Source organism: Streptomyces sp. NPDC051322, from assembly GCF_040689485.1.
Taxonomy (GTDB): domain Bacteria; phylum Actinomycetota; class Actinomycetes; order Streptomycetales; family Streptomycetaceae; genus Streptomyces.
In genome coordinates, this window is sequence record NZ_JBFBAK010000002.1 from 351219 (window position 1) to 367176 (window position 15958).

The 15958-nt window shown below is 69.3% G+C and carries 15 protein-coding genes and 1 tRNA gene; 9 read left to right on the top strand and 7 right to left on the bottom strand.

Translation table 11 applies throughout. From position 1 onward, the window contains the following. Window positions 1-277: 277 nt before the first annotated feature. The 4 genes from AB0436_RS05765 to AB0436_RS05780 all read left to right on the top strand — a co-directional run bounded on the left by AB0436_RS05765 (window position 278) and on the right by AB0436_RS05780 (window position 6694). Window positions 278-1315 carry an LCP family protein gene (locus AB0436_RS05765; protein ID WP_366466442.1) on the top strand — a complete coding sequence of 346 codons (1038 nt, stop codon included), beginning with the start codon at window positions 278-280 and terminating at the stop codon, window positions 1313-1315. A 135-nt stretch (window positions 1316-1450) separates the two neighbouring features. Beyond that, the gene (locus tag AB0436_RS05770; protein ID WP_366466443.1) at window positions 1451-2989 is read left to right on the top strand and encodes a glycoside hydrolase family 71 protein; all 1539 of its coding nucleotides are present in this window, start codon (window positions 1451-1453) and stop codon (window positions 2987-2989) included. Window positions 2990-3125: 136 nt separating this feature from the next. Next, window positions 3126-5849: a TIM-barrel domain-containing protein gene (locus AB0436_RS05775; RefSeq protein ID WP_366466444.1), complete on the top strand. Its 2724-nt coding sequence runs from the start codon at window positions 3126-3128 to the stop codon at window positions 5847-5849. 86 nt (window positions 5850-5935) lie between these two features. Next, the gene (locus AB0436_RS05780; RefSeq protein ID WP_366466445.1) at window positions 5936-6694 is read left to right on the top strand and encodes a sulfite exporter TauE/SafE family protein; all 759 of its coding nucleotides are present in this window, start codon (window positions 5936-5938) and stop codon (window positions 6692-6694) included. A 48-nt stretch (window positions 6695-6742) separates the two neighbouring features. Here AB0436_RS05780 and AB0436_RS05785 read toward each other — a convergent pair whose 3' ends face one another. Further along, entirely contained in the window at window positions 6743-7276 is a 534-nt protein-coding gene (locus AB0436_RS05785; RefSeq protein WP_366466446.1) for a GNAT family N-acetyltransferase, read from the bottom strand. 129 nt (window positions 7277-7405) lie between these two features. On the opposite strand from AB0436_RS05785, the gene AB0436_RS05790 reads away from it, so the two are divergent. Then, a complete protein-coding gene (locus AB0436_RS05790) occupies window positions 7406-7729 on the top strand; it encodes a hypothetical protein (RefSeq protein WP_366466447.1) in 324 nt (107 codons plus the stop codon). Between the two features lie 31 nt (window positions 7730-7760). Here AB0436_RS05790 and AB0436_RS05795 read toward each other — a convergent pair whose 3' ends face one another. The 3 genes from AB0436_RS05795 to AB0436_RS05805 all read right to left on the bottom strand — a co-directional run bounded on the left by AB0436_RS05795 (window position 7761) and on the right by AB0436_RS05805 (window position 11349). Continuing rightward, entirely contained in the window at window positions 7761-8675 is a 915-nt protein-coding gene (locus AB0436_RS05795) for a DUF2510 domain-containing protein (protein WP_366466448.1), read from the bottom strand. 68 nt (window positions 8676-8743) lie between these two features. Beyond that, window positions 8744-9274 carry a helix-turn-helix transcriptional regulator gene (locus AB0436_RS05800; RefSeq protein WP_366466449.1) on the bottom strand — a complete coding sequence of 177 codons (531 nt, stop codon included), beginning with the start codon at window positions 9272-9274 and terminating at the stop codon, window positions 8744-8746. A gap of 53 nt (window positions 9275-9327) precedes the next feature. Continuing rightward, on the bottom strand, window positions 9328-11349 hold the full coding sequence (locus AB0436_RS05805; RefSeq protein WP_366466450.1) for an NADPH-dependent 2,4-dienoyl-CoA reductase: 2022 nt from the start codon (window positions 11347-11349) through the stop codon (window positions 9328-9330). A gap of 167 nt (window positions 11350-11516) precedes the next feature. Here AB0436_RS05805 and AB0436_RS05810 point away from each other — a divergent pair, with 167 nt between their 5' ends. The 3 genes from AB0436_RS05810 to AB0436_RS05820 are packed head-to-tail and all read left to right on the top strand — an operon-like array spanning window position 11517 to window position 14301. Continuing rightward, window positions 11517-12260 carry a (Fe-S)-binding protein gene (locus AB0436_RS05810; protein ID WP_366466451.1) on the top strand — a complete coding sequence of 248 codons (744 nt, stop codon included), beginning with the start codon at window positions 11517-11519 and terminating at the stop codon, window positions 12258-12260. Next, entirely contained in the window at window positions 12257-13675 is a 1419-nt protein-coding gene (locus AB0436_RS05815) for a LutB/LldF family L-lactate oxidation iron-sulfur protein (protein WP_366466452.1), read from the top strand. Before AB0436_RS05810 ends, AB0436_RS05815 begins: the two co-directional genes overlap by 4 nt. Beyond that, on the top strand, window positions 13672-14301 hold the full coding sequence (locus tag AB0436_RS05820; RefSeq protein ID WP_366466453.1) for a lactate utilization protein C: 630 nt from the start codon (window positions 13672-13674) through the stop codon (window positions 14299-14301). Before AB0436_RS05815 ends, AB0436_RS05820 begins: the two co-directional genes overlap by 4 nt. A gap of 39 nt (window positions 14302-14340) precedes the next feature. Here AB0436_RS05820 and AB0436_RS05825 read toward each other — a convergent pair whose 3' ends face one another. After that, window positions 14341-14814 carry a DUF309 domain-containing protein gene (locus tag AB0436_RS05825; protein WP_366466454.1) on the bottom strand — a complete coding sequence of 158 codons (474 nt, stop codon included), beginning with the start codon at window positions 14812-14814 and terminating at the stop codon, window positions 14341-14343. A 114-nt stretch (window positions 14815-14928) separates the two neighbouring features. Between AB0436_RS05825 and AB0436_RS05830 the strand changes: the two genes are divergently transcribed. Next, window positions 14929-15002: transfer RNA gene (locus tag AB0436_RS05830), tRNA-Pro, on the top strand. Between the two features lie 61 nt (window positions 15003-15063). Here the strand turns inward: AB0436_RS05830 and AB0436_RS05835 are convergent. Both AB0436_RS05835 and AB0436_RS05840 read right to left on the bottom strand, forming a co-directional pair. Continuing rightward, window positions 15064-15282 carry a hypothetical protein gene (locus tag AB0436_RS05835; protein WP_365858740.1) on the bottom strand — a complete coding sequence of 73 codons (219 nt, stop codon included), beginning with the start codon at window positions 15280-15282 and terminating at the stop codon, window positions 15064-15066. A 35-nt stretch (window positions 15283-15317) separates the two neighbouring features. Continuing rightward, window positions 15318-15893, bottom strand: coding sequence for a YdeI/OmpD-associated family protein (locus tag AB0436_RS05840; protein WP_366466455.1), 576 nt, complete (start codon window positions 15891-15893; stop codon window positions 15318-15320). Window positions 15894-15958: the final 65 nt, after the last annotated feature.

A 15958-nucleotide genomic window follows, 5' to 3' on the forward strand; every position in this document is an offset into this window, starting at 1 on the left:
GTACCCCCCCGGCACGTGTTGACTGGCTCCGTCCCGTTTGTCGATTCCCCGATCGACGAACAGGCGTCGCAACAGGGAACAGTACGACAAACTTGGGGTCGCACAATGCCGTTTACGTAAACGTTGTGACCGATTGGCGCCCGGTTTCTCTGAAGGCAGTGTGTCAAGGGCGTGTTGATCCCGTGTAAATCGGTCCTATGATCGACCCTGCGCCGGTACGTGTGCGTGCGCCGGGGAGGGGCCGTGGGGGCGGCAGAGTTTGCCAGGGGGGAAATCGATGACGAAGGAAACCGACGACGACGCAGCAGCACCGGCTCCTGTGTCGGTACGCCGTCGCTCCCGGAAGCGGAAGATGCTCCTGGGGGCCGTTGCGCTGCTCGCTGTGGGGATCATCGCGGCCGGTGGCGTCGGATGGTGGGCCGTCGACCACTACACCGACCGGGTCGAGCGCATCCCGAACGCGTTCCCGACCCACGTACCCGCTGCCGCGCAGCCGTCGGCGAGCACCGGCGGAGAGACCTTCCTGCTCGTCGGCGTCGACAGTAGGTCCGACCTGCCCACCACCGGCAAGAACGCCGAAGCCCCCGAGTGGACCTACGGGGCACAGCGCAGCGACACCATGATGCTGGTCCACCTGCCGAAGGACCACTCGAGCGCCTATGTGGTTTCCCTGCCCCGGGACTCCTGGGTGAAGATCCCGGGGCACGGCACGGCCAAGCTCAACGCCGCCTTCTCCTGGGGCGGACCTCCGCTGCTCATCGACACCGTCCAGCGGCTGACGGATGTGAAGGTCGATCACCTCGCGGTCATCGACTGGGACGGCTTCAAGCGGCTCACCGACGCGGTGGGCGGCGTCGACCTCACCGTTGACGGATCCCGGCGTCACATGAACGGCACCCAGGCGCTGGTGTACGTCCGCGAGCGGCACAGCCTGCCCCGCGGCGACCTCGACCGCACCCACCGGCAGCAGTACTTTCTGCGTGCGGTACTCAGCAAGGTGATGGACCCCGGCACGCTGAGCAACCCGCTGAAAGCGGGCCAGGTGCTGAGCAGGCTCACCGACAGCGTCAGCGTGGACGACCGTCTCGGCAATGGCGACCTGCGCGATCTGCTGTGGAGCTCCCGGGGCATCAGGCCGGCCGGCATGGTGTTCATGAATGCTCCGGTGACCGGCACCGGCATGATCAAGGGACAGTCGGTCGTCCTGCTGGACCGGGCCAAGGACCGCATTTTGTGGGACGCGATGCGGAAGGACAGCCTCAAGGCATACGTCGCTGGTCACCGCACGGACCGCCTCGGCGCCACCACGCCGTAACGGCTCTGTGCGACCCCGGCACGACGGCGGGGGCTGTTGTACTGGGGGCGCGATTCGGCTCTACTACTGCCCAACCCCCGCAACACGGACGGGGTCCCGGAAGGAACGACGATGGCGGATGCGCCGCTACGATCCTTGACGCACCGACGCCCCCGGGCCGGTCGGCGGCGTCTGCTGCCGGGCCTCGCGCTGGGGCTGCTGCTCATCGGCCTGCTGGCAGGCAGCGGCATGGCCTGGTCCCCGACGGGCGGCGACGGCAAGAAGACTCCGGCGTCCGCACCCGGAAGCGCGTCGTGGTCCGCCGATCCGGGCGGCCGGGCGCTGCCCTTCGATATGCCCTCGGCAGCCGTCCTGCACGGCAGCGAGCACCTGGTGTTCGCGCACTACTTCACGCCGTATCCGCTGTCACTGGACAACCAGCCGGCCGACCGGGACTACTACAGCCGCAACTACCTGACGGCGCAGGGCGAGAACGGCAAGCACGAGGAGTACGGTGGCCTGCTGCGGGACCGGCCGTTGCCCGTACCGCAGCAGAGCGGCGACTGGCAGCTGGCCAATCTGCAGCAGGAGGTCCGGACGGCCGCCGGAGCCGGAATCGACGGATTCAGCGTCGACATCCTGTCCCTGTCCGGTCCGAACTGGGACCGGGTGACCCGGCTGATCGAGGCCGCGGCCTCGGTCGACCCCCAATTCCGGATCATGCTGATGCCGGACATGACCTCGCTGCGCACCGACCCCACGACCCTGGCGGATGCCCTGGCGGGACTGGCTCAGTCGCCGTCCGTGCACCGGCTCGGCGACGGCAGGCTGGTGGTCTCCCCGTTCAAGGCCGAGGCGCACTACCCGGGCTGGTGGTCGCAGATGACCGCGCGGCTGGAGCAGCGACACGGCATCAGGACGGCGCTGGTCCCGCTGTTCCTGAACTTCACGGCGAACGCCGAGCGCTTCGCGCCGATCAGCTACGGGTTCTCCGAGTGGGGCAGCCGCAGCTACCGGGGCCAGGCCGGCGCCACAGCGGACACCGCGCTGGCCCATCGCCTCGGCAAGGTCTGGATGCAACCGGTCTCGGTGCAGGACACCCGGCCCGACCAGGGCGTCTACGACGAGGCGGGCAACACGGCCACGCTGCGCGCCACCTGGGGGCACGCGATCGGTGACGATGCCGACTGGGTCCAGCTCACCACCTGGAACGACTACTCCGAAGGCAGCCAGTTCGCACCCTCGATGCACAACGGGTACGCCTATCTCGATATCTGCTCGTACTACCTGACCCGTTTCAAGACCGGCGCCTGGCCGCGGATCGTCCGGGACACGGTGTACCTGACCTCGCGTGTCCAGTTCGCGGCGACGGTTCCTCCGGCGGGCACCGAGCAACTGCTGATGAGCCCACGGGGCGGATCGGCGCCCCCACGGGACATGGTCGAGGCCCTGACCTTCCTGACCGCGCCCGCGAGCGTGGACACGGTCGTCGGCGCTGACCGGCAGAGCCACCCGGTTCCCGCCGGAGTCCACCCCACGCTGGTGCCCCTGCACACGGGTTGGAGCTCCGCCACCGTACGCCGCGACGGGCACCAGGTGGCCAAGGTCTCCGCGCGCCACCCGGTGGCGGGCCAGGTAGACGTGCAGGACCTCCAGTACTACGCCGCCAGCAGCGGACGCCCCGACACTCCTTGACGACAGCCGTGGTGACGGCCTGACACCGGTCCCGGAACGGCGCTGAGCGCTGTCCCGGGACCGGTGCTGTGCTGAGCCGTTGACACGTACCGACTCGGCGGTGAATGGTGATGCTTGAAACTCCAGTGTTCCAAGCATGTCTGCGCAGACATTGCACACCTTGCTGTTCGGTACGAACGGAGAACACTCCTTGCGGATCCTTCGAAACCGCCCCAGACAGGCGGCGGCTGCCGCAGCGTCGGCCCTGATACTCGCCCTCACCACTCTGACGGTTCCGGCTGCCCAGGCGGACGCGGCGGCTCCGCCGTCGGCCGTACTGGACTCCGGTACCAGGAGCGTCAGCTGGCAGAGCCCGGTCTATGCCAAGGGGACCGTGGGCTCGCCCGACAAATGCGGCACCGCGGCGGAAGACCCGGACAACGCCGTCTGCGCCCGATTCGACCTGACGGTGCATCCGCCGGCCGGTCAGTGGGACGACAACCCCGAGGGCGGCGTCCCCGTCTCCATCCAGTGGCAGACGCCCACCGACGACTTCGACATGTACATCTACGACGCGGACGGCAAACAGGTCGCCTCCAGCGCCGGCACGGCCGACCCCGAGGCCACCGTCATCCCCAAGGCCTCCGGTACCTACCAGGTAGTGGTCGTCCCCTACGACGTCCACAACAACTCCTTCACCGGCACGGCGTACCTCCCCGAGCCCACGGACGCCGGCAACCTCACCGGTTTCAGCGGCTCGCACGGTACGTATGAGATCGCGGCGGGCGCGCTCAAGGCCCGCGCCGACTTCTTCACCGACGACACGATGCGCCTGCAGGCCTCTCCGGACGGTGTCCTGGCCGATCCGCCGAACAGCCACATGATCCGGAAACAGCCGGCCCCGCAGCGGCACACCTCGGCGTTCGACGCCGGTCTCTACTACGGGATCCGCTCCAAGGGAGTGGTGCTGCGCGTCTACAAGAAGCCGTTGGAGTTCGCCCTCTACAAGGCGGACAACCGCACCGTCATCTGGGCGGAGGCCGATCCGTTGCGCTGGACCGCGGGCGGTATGCGGCAGAGCCTGAAGCGCGGCGCCACGGAGCAGTTCTTCGGCGGCGGCGAGCAGAACGGCAGCTTCTCCCACCGCGACCAGCTGATGAACGTCGGCAACAACACCAACTGGAACGAGGGAGGTTACAACAACTCCCAGCCGTTCTACATCTCGTCGGCCGGCTACGGGGTCTTCCGGAACACCATGACGCCGGGCACCTACGACTTCGGCTCACCGGTGCGCACCGGACAGCAGGAACGTCGCCTGGACGCCTATTACTTCACCGGTGACACCAAGTCCGTGATCGGCAAGTACACCTCGCTGGTGGGCAAGCCCTTCATGCCCCCGGTCTACGGCCTCGAACCGGGCGACTCCGACTGCTACCTGCACAACGCCAACCGGGGCGAGCGCCACACCCTGGACGCGCTGAAGGTCGCCGACGGATACGTCCAGAATCAGATGCCGCTCGGCTGGATGCTGGTGAACGACGGCTACGGCTGCGGCTACGAGAACCTCCCGCAGACCGGCGCCGGCCTCAACAAGGACCATGCCCAGCTGGGGCTCTGGACGCAGAACGGCCTGCCCGACCAGGCCGCCGAGGCCAAGGCGGGGGTCCGCGTCCGCAAGCTGGACGTCGCCTGGGTCGGGAACGGCTACGGCATGGCGCTGGACGCCTGCGACCAGGCCAAGGCCGGCATCGAGGACAACAGCGATGCCCGCGGCTTCGTCTGGCTCCCGGTGTCCTGGGCCGGCGCGCAGCGCTGCGGCGTGCTGTGGAGCGGCGACCAGAAACTGTCCTGGGACTACATCCGCTGGCAGATTCCCACCTATGCGGGTGCCACCCTGTCCGGTATCGCCTACAACACCGGTGACGTCGGCTCCATCTACAGCCACGACCCCGAGATGTACGCACGCGATCTCCAGTGGAAGGCGTTCCTTCCGGCCATCATGACGATGGACGGCTGGGCGAGCGACATCACCACCAAGAAGCCGCACGACCAGCAGCCGTGGCTGGACGGCGAGCCGTACACGTCGATCAACCGCAAGTACCTGCAGCTCAAGGAGCGGCTGTTGCCGTACATGTACACGCTCTCCAAGGACGCCACGAAGACCGGCGTCGGGGCGGTGCGGCCGCTGTCGCTGGAGTACCCCGACGACCCGAAGACGCTGGGCCCCGACGCCACGTACGAGTTCATGTCGGGTTCGGACTTCCTGGTCGCACCCGTCTACAGCGACACGGACGTCCGTAACGGCATCTATCTGCCGAAGGGCACCTGGACCGACTACTGGACGGGGAAGACCTATCAGGGCCCGACCACGGTCAACGGCTACCACGCGCCGCTCGACACCCTTCCGCTGTTCGTCAAGGGCGGTTCCATCGTGCCGATGTGGCCCAAGGGCACGACGTCCTGGGAGACCCGGGACAAGCACGAGCTCGACTACGACATCTACCCGAAGGGCACCACGGACTACACCCTGTACGAGGACGACGGCGTGACCCGGAAGTTCGCGACCGGCTCCTCTGCCACCCAGCACGTCCGGGTGCAGGCGCCCACCCACGGCAAGGCGCCGACCACCATCAAGGTCGGGGCGAGTGCCGGCGACTACCAGGGCAAGCCGGCCTCCCGTGCGTACCGCTTCAGCGTGCACGCCACCGGAGTGCCGAAGCAGGTCGTGTTGGGCGGCAGCCGACTGCCCCGGCTGGACTCCGCCAAGGCGTTCGCCGCGGCCGAGTCCGGCTGGTACACCGATCCGGCAACCGGCGTCACGCAGATCAGGACACCGGCTGTCTCCACCGATCACGGCTTCACGGTCACCCTGCGGCGATAACCGCCGGGGCACCGAGCGTCGGGGGCCCGTCTTCGGACGGCCCCCGACGCGTGCCCGGAGGCCGGGGCATAGCATCTGTACCAGGCATGGACACGATAACTATGTGGGAGCTGGCCGCCCTCGCTGCGGCAGCCGCGCTGGTCGGCTTCTCCAAGACAGCGGTCAGCGGCGCCAACACCATCAGTCTGGCGGTCTTCGCGGCGGTGCTGCCGGCCCGCGAATCGACCGGGGTGCTGCTGCCCATCCTGATCACCGGCGACGTGCTCGCCGTCCTCACCTACCGGCGGCACGCCCACTGGCCCACCCTGTGGCGGCTGTTTCCGGCCGTCGCGGTGGGAGTGGTGATCGGCACCGAATTCCTCTTCTGGGCCGACGACGCGGTGGTGCGCACGTCGATCGGTGCGATTCTGCTGCTGATGGCGGGCGTCACCCTGTGGCGCAGAAGGACCACCGAGTCCGTCGACGAGGCGTCCGCGGAACCGACCCGCAGTGGCAGGGTCAAGGCCCGGTCCTACGGCGTGCTGGGCGGCTTCACCACCATGGTCGCCAATGCCGGCGGCCCGGTGATGTCGCTGTACCTGATCTCGGCGGGTTTCCGGAAGCTCGGCTTCCTCGGCACATCCGCCTGGTTCTTCCTGATCGTCAACACCGCGAAGGTGCCCTTCAGCGTGGGCCTCGGGCTGATCGACGCCAAGTCCCTGCTGCTCGACGCCGCGCTGGTGGGTTTCGTCGTGCCGGGCGCCTACATCGGCCGCAGGTGCGCGAGCCGGATCAACCAGCGGCTTTTCGAGCGGCTGGTGATCGGGGCGACCGTGCTGGGCGGCCTGCAGTTGCTGCTGCGATAGGTGCCGGCGCGGGCAGGCCGACCGGCTGCCGGGCGCGGATCTCGCCGCTCATCGCGGCCCGGCCGGTTCGGCGGTCAGTTCGTACGCCCACAGTGCGTCCCGGTCGGCGACTCGGCTGAACCCCGCCCGGGCGAGCACCCGTTGGGACGGCTCGTTGCCGGGGTCGGTGGTGGCCAGCACCGTGTTCACCGGGGGCAGGCTCAACGACCAGTGCGAGATGGCCAGCACGGCGTCGGTGGCCCAGCCGGAGCCGCGTGCCGACTCCGTGAGGTCGTAACCGATCTCGACGGAGCCGTCGGCCGGCGGGCCGTGGTAACCGATGCCGCCGAGCGCCACGTCGTCCGCGGAACGATGGATCACGAACAGCCCCCAGCCCGGCAGAAAGGCACCGGCTTCGACCGTCATCGTCACCATTTTCGCGGCGATCTGGGTGCCGCTGCCGGGGGCGCCGTCGAGCCAGTCGATGCCCGCTGAGCCGGCCTCGGCGAGCACGGCGGCAGCGGCAGGCGACTGCTCGCGCAGGATCAGCCGGCCGGACTCGATGACCAGCAGGCCGTTCTCGCGGGATATGCGGGGTGTCACGGGTCGGGCCACCTTGTGGTCGGTGCGGTGGAGGCCGGTGCCTCCGGCAGGTCGGTGGTCACAGTATCCACCGTGCCCTGTCGCCCTGCCTCGTATACGGGGACGAGCACTCCGTTACGCTTCCGGCTCATGAGCATCCCTGACCAGAGCGAAGCCGTGGACGCCGTCGACGCCGACCCGACCGACCCGGAGCAGCCGGGCCTGACGCCTCGTCAAGCCCGGCGGATACGGATAGTCGTGGCATCCGTGATGATGGTCGCCATCGCGGCCATACTCGCGGAGCGGCTTGCCAGCCGGTCGTCGCTCCTGGTCGTCGCGGACTACGGGATGGCGCTGATCCTCTGCGGCCTGGTCATCGAACTCAGCCGCAGCGGCCGTACCCGGCTGGCGAGCTGGCTGTTGGGAGTCGGCCTGGTCGCGGCGGTGGCCGCCGATTGGCTGATCCTGCCCTGAGGCACCCCGGCCGGACGCTTTCCCGGTGCCCTCAGGTGCTCTGGCCGGAGCCGGTGCCCGATCCGGAAGCGGCCTTGATGCCCTGGGTGATGTCGTCCATCACGGACAGCTTCGGTGCCTTGGCGTTGATGTCGAAGCCCGAGCGGACGACCACCAGCATGTGCGACGCGCTCGGCGAGGGGAAGGCCAGCGACTGGACGTAACCGTCGTCGCCCTTCTTGGTCACCACCTTCCAGCGCACCAGATATCCCTTCTGGCCGGCCACGGTGACCGCCTCGGACTTCAGCTGCTGGTGCGAGGTGATGCCTCCCGACGTGTCGCCGTACGACTCCTGGGCGTTGCCCGAGATGTCCTTCTGGGCTGCGGCTCGTGCGGTGGTGGCGGAAAGCTTCAGGGCGGCCGCCGGGGCGGAGAACACCCCGCCGCGTACACAGGTGGCCGCCTTGCCGCTGTCGTCGGTGCCGGTGGGGCAGGTGTAGGTACCGGTGGTGACTCCGGCGCCGACGGCGCCCGACTGGCCGGTCCAGCCCTTCGGGACCGGAATACTGACCCCGCTGGCCGCGTCCGTCGCGTAGCCGGCCTCGGTCTGCGGAGTCAGCGGGTCCTGCTGTTCCGGGTTCTGGCTCTCGCCGCCCCCACCGCTGCCCCCGGGTGAGTCCGGCTGGGAGGGTGCTCCGGAGGGCGGGCCGGACGGCGAAACGGCCGCGCTCTTCGTAGTGTTGCCCGAGCCGTCCGTCAGCAGATACAAGCCGCCTCCGACAGCCGCGAGCACCACCACGGCGGCGGTGACCGCCGCGCCGATGCGTACCCGGCGGCGGCGGAGCGCGGCCGGCGGCACGCGGAGCTGGTCGGTCCACTGGTAGCCGTCCCACCAGCGTTCCTGGACGGGGCCGATTCCTGTATACCCGGGGTCTGTATGCCAGCCGGGCGGGCTCATCTGGGTCACAGGGTTCACCGTAGTTGGACTGCGTGAAAATCACATGAACCGGTGCCCCGGTCCGGTCCGCGCGGGCGTCAGCGCTGCCGGAATTCCGGCAGCGCCTCCGTCAGCCAGGAGATCCAGTACCTTTCGAGGTCGATGCCGCCGCGCAGCACCAGGTGCTGCAGACGGGTCCCCGCGGAGGGGTCCGGCTGTGAGAAGTCACGCTCCTCGATCGCCAGATACTCCGCGAGTTGCCGCTGGTGCAGCCCCAGATGGCGCTCCAGTTCGGCTCCCAGCCCCTGCGATCCGACCACCGCTGCGGCCCGCAGCCGCAGCAGCAGTGGGTCGCGCACCGCCCGCGGGTCCTCACTCCTGGCCACCCAGCCGGTCAGCTCCTCGCGCCCCGCGGGCAGTACTTCGTACTCCCGCTTCCGACCACGGGACGGCTGCTGGGGCAGCGGTCGGATGAAGCCGGACTTCTCCAGTTTCGCCAGCTCCCGATAGATCTGCTGATGTGTGGCCGACCAGAAGTATTGGAACGACTTGTCGAATCTGCGGGTCAGCTCCAGCCCCGAGGACGGTTTCTCGAGCAGGGCGGTGAGGATCGCGTGCGGGAGGGACATGCGGGCATCCTAGGGACCCGCGGCGGCAACGGTCGCCCGGGGCGGGACCCGGCTCAGAGCGCCGCGGCCAGTTCCGTCCCCTGGCGGATGGCCCGCTTCGCGTCCAGTTCGGACGCCACATCGGCGCCTCCGATGACATGCACCGGGTGGCCGGCGGCGCGCAGCGCGTCGTACAGCTCGCGCCGGGGCTCCTGGCCGGTGCACAGCACGATCGTGTCGACGGGGATCACGTCGCTCTTTCCCTCGACGGTCACATGCAGGCCCTCGTCGTCGATCCGGTCGTACGTCGCTCCCGCGACCATGGTGACCCCGCGGTGCTTGAGTTCCGTGCGGTGGATCCAGCCGGTGGTCTTGCCGAGCCCGGCGCCGACCTTGGTGGGTTTGCGCTGGAGGAGATGGACGGTCCTGGGTGAGGCCGCCCGGACCGGCTCGCGCAGTCCGCCGGGTGTCCGGTGCTCGGTGTCGACGCCCCACTGCCGGAAGAACACCTCCGGGTCCTGGCTCGCCGATTCGCCACTGTCGGTGAGGTACTGCGCGACATCGAAGCCGATGCCGCCGGCTCCGATGACCGCGACCCGCCGGCCGACCGCCGCGCCGTCGCGCAGTACATCGAGATAGCCGACGACGCTGGGATGGTCGACCCCGGGGATCTCCGGCGTGCGCGGGGTGACTCCGGTGGCGAGGACGATCTCGTCGAAGCCTTCGGCGGTCAGCGCTGCGGCGGTGACCCGGGTCTTGAGGCGGACGTCCACTCCGTGCAGTTCGAGCTGGACGCGGTAGTAGCGGAGCGTCTCGTCGAACTCCTCCTTGCCGGGAACGCGCCGCGCGACGTTGAGCTGCCCGCCGATCTCGTCGGCGGCGTCGAAGAGGGTGACCTGATGGCCGCGTTCGCCCGCCGACACGGCGAAGGCGAGTCCGGCGGGTCCGGCGCCGACCACGCCGATCCGCTTGCGGCGCCGGGTCGGGGACAGGACGAGTTCGGTCTCCCGGCAGGCTCGCGGGTTGACGAGGCAGGAGGTGATCAGGCCGCTGAAGGTGTGGTCCAGGCAGGCCTGGTTGCACCCGATGCAGGTGTTGATCGTGTCGGCGCGGCCCTGCCGCGCCTTGTCGACGAACTCGGGATCGGCCAGGAACGGCCGGGCCAGCGAGACCATGTCGCCGAACCCGCCGGCCAGCAGTTCCTCCGCGAGCTCCGGAGTGTTGATGCGGTTGCTGGTCACCACCGGGATGGTGACCGACCCCATGACCTTCTTGGTCACCCAGGTGTACGCGCCCCGGGGGACCGAGGTCACGATGGTCGGGATCCGGGCCTCGTGCCACCCGATGCCGGTGTTGATGATGGTCGCACCGGCTGCCTCGACCTGCCGGGCGAGCGAGACCACTTCCTCCAGTGAGGAGCCGCCGGGGACCAGGTCGAGCATGGAGAGCCGGTAGATCAGGATGAAGTCCGGGCCGACCCTTTCGCGCACCCGGCGGACGATCTCCAGCGGGAACCTGGTGCGGTTCTCGTACGAGCCGCCCCAGCGGTCGTCACGGTGGTTGGTCCGGGCTGCGATGAACTCATTGATCAGGTAGCCCTCGGAGCCCATGATCTCGACCCCGTCGTACCCCGCGCTTTGGGCCAGTTCCGCCGTTCGCACGAAGTCCTCGATGGTGCGCTCGACCTCGTCGTCGGTCAGGGGGTGGGGGACGAAGGGGCTGATGGGCGCCTGCACCGCGCTGGGCGCCACCAGCGCCTCGTGGTAGGCGTACCTGCCGAAGTGCAGGATCTGCAGCGCGATCCGGCCGCCCGCCCGGTGCACTGCCGCGGTCACGGTGGCGTGCTCGGCGGCCTCGGCTTCGGTGGTCAGTTTGGCGCCGCCGTCCCACGGCCTGCCCTGCTCGTTGGGCGCTATGCCACCGGTCACGATGAGCCCGGCGCCGGCCCGGGCGCGGGCCGCGTAGAACTCCGCCAGCCGATGGAAGCCGTCCGGGGCTTCCTCAAGGCCGAGGTGCATCGACCCCATGAGGACACGGTTGGGCAGCGTCGTGAAGCCGAGGTCGAGGGGGCTCAGCAGGTGGGGGTACGGGCTCATCCGGCGCCTCCGTGCGCAGTGGTGGTCAGCTCTTTCTAGACCACTCGGGCGCCTTTATGCAACAAGTTGCATAATGGTCTCCGTCACGCCACGGGGATGCCGGCCGGCCCGTCGAACGTCCCTCCGCCTCTTACCGGAGGCCCTCGAGGACGCATATCCTCCCGATCATGCGCGCCGCACTCTTCGTCACCTGTGTCAACGACGCGGTCTACCCGTCCACCGGCATCGCCGTCGTCCGGCTCCTGGAACGCCTGGGGGTGGAGGTCGGCTTCCCGCCCGAGCAGACCTGCTGCGGGCAGCCGCAGTTCAACACGGGTTACCGGCGGGAGACCGAACCCCTGGTGCGACGGATGGGCCGAGCCTTCGAGGGCTACGACTACGTGGTGACCCCCTCCGGGTCCTGCGCCGCGATGGTGCGCGACAACTATCCGACGATCGGCCGCAAGGGCGCCGACCCGGAGCTCGCCCGGGTCGCCGACTCGCTGGTGCCCCGGATGTACGAACTCACCGAGTTCCTGGTGGACGTGCTGGGAGTGACCGACGTGGGCGCCTACTACCCGCACACCGTCACCTACCACCCCTCCTGCCACGGACTGCGGATGCTCGGCCTGGGCGAGCGGCCGCGCAAGCTCCTCGAAGCGGTCAAGGGACTGGAACTGCGGGAACTGCCCGGCGCCGAGGAGTGCTGCGGCTTCGGCGGCACCTTCGCCATGAAGAACGCGGACGTCTCGGCCGCCATGGGCGAGGACAAGGTCCGCAACGCCGTGACCACCGGCGCGGAGGTGCTCTGCGGGGCCGACAACTCCTGTCTGATGCACATCGGCGGCATCCTGCACCGGCAGGACGCCCCGCTGCGGGCCCTGCACCTGGCCGAGATCCTGGCGAGCACCGAAGAGGAGCCCCACGCATGAGCGGTACCTACCTCGGCATGCCGTCCTTCCCGAAGGCGGCCAGGGAAGCCGTGCACAACGAAACCCTGCGCGGGAATCTGCGGCACGCCACCCACACCATCCGGGACAAGAGGGCGAAGGCGGTGGCGGAGCTGGCCGACTGGGCGCAGTTGCGGGAAGCCGGCAAACAGATCAAGGACCGGACGCTGCGTCACCTGGACGAGTACCTCGTGCAGTTGGAGGAGTCCGTCACCGCCGCCGGTGGCACCGTGCACTGGGCGGCCGACGCCGAAGAGGCGAACCGGATCGTCACCGGTCTTGTGCAGGCGACCGGCGAACGCGAAGTCGTCAAGGTCAAGTCGATGGCGACCCAGGAGATCGGGCTCAACGAGGCTCTGGAGGCCGCGGGCATCTCCGCCTACGAAACGGATCTCGCCGAACTCATCGTGCAGTTGGGCGAGGATCGGCCCAGCCATATCCTGGTTCCCGCGATCCACCGCAACCGGGGCGAGATCCGGGAGATCTTCGCCCGGACCATGAGCGAATGGGGACGGCCGGCTCCGGAGGGGCTGACGGACGCACCCGCCGAACTGGCCGAGGCGGCACGGCTGCACCTCAGGGAGAAGTTCCTGCGGGCCAAGGTGGGGATCTCCGGGGCGAACTTCATGGTCGCCGAGACCGGGACCCTGGTCGTCGTCGAGTCGGAGGGCAACGGACGGATGTGCCTGACCCTGCCCGAGACGCTGATCTCGGTGGTCGGTATCGAGAAGATCGTGCCGACCTGGCAGGACCTGGAGGTGTTCCTGCAGACCCTGCCGCGCTCGTCGACGGCGGAGCGGATGAACCCGTACACCAGCACCTGGACCGGCACCACCGACAGCGACGGACCGCAGAACTTCCATCTGGTGCTGCTGGACAACGGCCGCACCGCCACCCTGGCCGACGAGGTCGGACGCCAGGCACTGCGCTGCATCCGCTGCTCGGCATGTCTCAACGTCTGTCCGGTGTACGAACGGGCCGGCGGGCATGCCTACGGGTCGGTCTATCCGGGGCCGATCGGCGCCATCCTGAGTCCGCAACTCCGGGGCGTCAGGAGCGAGGTCGACGCCTCGCTGCCGTACGCCTCCTCGCTGTGCGGCGCCTGCTACGAAGTGTGCCCGGTCGCCATCGACATTCCCGAAGTCCTGGTCCACCTGCGCGAGCGCGTCGCCGACCAGGGCGGCAGCGGCCACCGCCTGGAGAAGGCCGCCATGAAGGTGTCCGGCTGGGTGCTCAATCATCCGGCCGCGCTCGCCGCCGGCGAACGGGTGGCATCGAAGACCCGCAAGCTGCACCCGAATCGGGTGCCCGGCGCGGCAGCGTGGACCGACAGCCGGGAGCTGCCACAACTGCCGCCGGAACCGTTCCGTGACTGGTGGAAGAAGAACCGCGCATGAGTTCCCGCGATCAGATCCTCGCCCGTGTCCGTGCCGCTGTCGCCGGTGCGCCGGAGGCCGGCGAGGTCTCCCGCGACTACCTCACCAGCCACATCGGCGACGATCCGGCGGCGGCACTCGACCTGCTGCACGAGAACCTCGCGGACTACCGGGCCCTCGTTCACCGCACCGGCATCGACGGGCTCCCCGAGCTGCTCGCCCGACTGCTCGCCGAGCGCGGCGCCGCGACCGTGCTGGCGCCGTCCGGCATCCCGGACAGCTGGCTGGCCGCGACCGGTGCCACCCGGATCGACGACCGCGAGGCATCCACCGCACCGGAGCTGGACGCGGTGGACAGCGTGGTCACCGGGTGCGCGGTGGCCATCGCCGAGACCGGCACCATCGTCCTGGACGGCGGCCCGGACCAGGGCCGCCGCCGGATCACCCTCATCCCCGACCATCACATCTGTGTCGTACGGGCCCCGGACCAGGTGGTGGCGTCCGTGCCGCAGGCCCTGCCGCGGCTCGACCCGGCCCGTCCGCTCACCTGGATCTCAGGGCCTTCGGCCACCAGCGACATCGAACTCGACCGGGTCGAAGGCGTGCACGGACCGCGCACCCTGGAGGTCGTGCTGGTCGAAGGGTGACGTCCGCACGCCACCCGTCCGCACGTCACCCGCCGCACGTCACCCGCCGGTCAGCCGCGGGGCCGACTCCTTCGCGTCGACCGGCCCGGCGAGCCCTTCGGCGAGGCGGCGCGCCCAGGCCGTCAACCCGGCGACATCGATCCCGTACGGCTCGGCCTCCCCGTATGCGTCGAGACCGGCCGCCCCCCTGAGCAGCAGACGCGCCCCGCCCGCGGTATTCCCGCGGGCCGCGTGCGTCAGCCCCACGGCGAGCTGCGCCATCGCACGCCACAGGGCTCGTTCGGCGGCCGGCCCCGCCTTCCAGGCGTCCTCGAACACCTCGTGCGCGTGAAAGGGCATCCCCGCGTCCAACAGCGCCTGCGCTTCGCGCAGGGACTCCGCCGGGGTGCGCACCACCCCCTCGGGCTGTCGCTCCACCCCCGGCGACCCGTATGGCAGGGGCCGCCCCAACCCGTCCCTGGGCCGAGCGTTGCGTGCCCGTCCCGCTGCGTCGCGGTCTCGCTTGTCGTCCATCCGTCGATTGTCGCGCTGTTGTGCCGCCACCTGGCGGAGTCGGCGCCGTGCCCGGAGTGCGGTATGGTTCTCGTGCAGGTCAGGCCGGGGGAAATCCGCAGGTCAGACAGGCATCGGGACGTGGCGCAGCTTGGTAGCGCACTTGACTGGGGGTCAAGGGGTCGCAGGTTCAAATCCTGTCGTCCCGACTCGAAGGAGTCGCAGGTCAAAGGCCGTATCGGAGCATTCCGATACGGCCTTTCGGTCAAGCTAGCCGGCTTCCGGATCGAGGAGCTTGCCGAGCAGGACTCCCACGTGCCGATCGGGAAGAGCGACAGGCCCGACTCTTCCGACGGTCCCCACGGTGTCCGTGATGTCCGTGACCACGTTGTCCCCGTCATCGGTCGGCGTGGCGGCCCGGGCGGGGACCGCGAACGCAAGGAAAGCCCCGACCAGGGACAGAGCGGCGAGAGTGCGCTGTGAGTTCATGCCCTCTTAACGATCATCCCGCGACAACGTGGCGCTCAGGGGTGAAGCTTCTCCTGGCGGGCCAGCATCGCCACGTACTTCTCGATCCGTCTGGCTCTGGTTTCCGGCTTCTTGACGTCCTGGACGCGGTAGAGAATCGCGTACCGGTTCTGCCCGTCGAGCTTCTCGAAGAACTCGGCGGCGGCCGGGTTCGCCGCGAGCGCCTCGGCCAGGTCTTCCGGTACCTCGGCGGACCTCGCCCCCGCGTAAGCGGCCTCCCAGCGGCCGTCCGACTTGGCGCGCTCGACCTCGGCCATCCCGGGGGGCCGCATCCGGCCCTGCTCGGTCAGGGCCGCCACCTTGTCCCGATTGATCATCGACCACCTGCTTCTCGCCGTGCGAGGGGTGAACCGCTGCAGCCAGTACTCGTCGTCGAATGTGGCCTTCTGCCCGTCGATCCAGCCGTAGCAGAGGGCGACGTCAAGCGCTTGGGCGTAGTCCAGGGCGACGGCTCCGCGACCCTTCTTCCTGAGTTTCAGCCAGATTCCCGGTGAGGAGTCGTGGTGCCCCGCGAGCCAGGCCTCGAAGGCTTCGGTGGATTCGAACGACGAGATCTCCAACTCCGCAGCCATGTCAGCAGTGAATCACACCGCACTGCGCGAAGGACGACTTCGGAGCGTGCGGCAACCTTTCGCCT

Coding starts and splice junctions, on each gene's coding strand:
- AB0436_RS05765 (WP_366466442.1), top strand. CDS start 278: ATGACGAAGGAAACCGACGACGACGCAGCAGCACCGGCTCCTGTGTCG.
- AB0436_RS05775 (WP_366466444.1), top strand. CDS start 3,126: ATGTCTGCGCAGACATTGCACACCTTGCTGTTCGGTACGAACGGAGAA.
- AB0436_RS05790 (WP_366466447.1), top strand. CDS start 7,406: ATGAGCATCCCTGACCAGAGCGAAGCCGTGGACGCCGTCGACGCCGAC.
- AB0436_RS05800 (WP_366466449.1), bottom strand. CDS start 9,274: ATGTCCCTCCCGCACGCGATCCTCACCGCCCTGCTCGAGAAACCGTCC.
- AB0436_RS05820 (WP_366466453.1), top strand. CDS start 13,672: ATGAGTTCCCGCGATCAGATCCTCGCCCGTGTCCGTGCCGCTGTCGCC.
- AB0436_RS05825 (WP_366466454.1), bottom strand. CDS start 14,814: ATGGACGACAAGCGAGACCGCGACGCAGCGGGACGGGCACGCAACGCT.
- AB0436_RS05815 (WP_366466452.1), top strand. CDS start 12,257: ATGAGCGGTACCTACCTCGGCATGCCGTCCTTCCCGAAGGCGGCCAGG.
- AB0436_RS05780 (WP_366466445.1), top strand. CDS start 5,936: ATGGACACGATAACTATGTGGGAGCTGGCCGCCCTCGCTGCGGCAGCC.
- AB0436_RS05835 (WP_365858740.1), bottom strand. CDS start 15,282: ATGAACTCACAGCGCACTCTCGCCGCTCTGTCCCTGGTCGGGGCTTTC.
- AB0436_RS05805 (WP_366466450.1), bottom strand. CDS start 11,349: ATGAGCCCGTACCCCCACCTGCTGAGCCCCCTCGACCTCGGCTTCACG.
- AB0436_RS05840 (WP_366466455.1), bottom strand. CDS start 15,893: ATGGCTGCGGAGTTGGAGATCTCGTCGTTCGAATCCACCGAAGCCTTC.
- AB0436_RS05810 (WP_366466451.1), top strand. CDS start 11,517: ATGCGCGCCGCACTCTTCGTCACCTGTGTCAACGACGCGGTCTACCCG.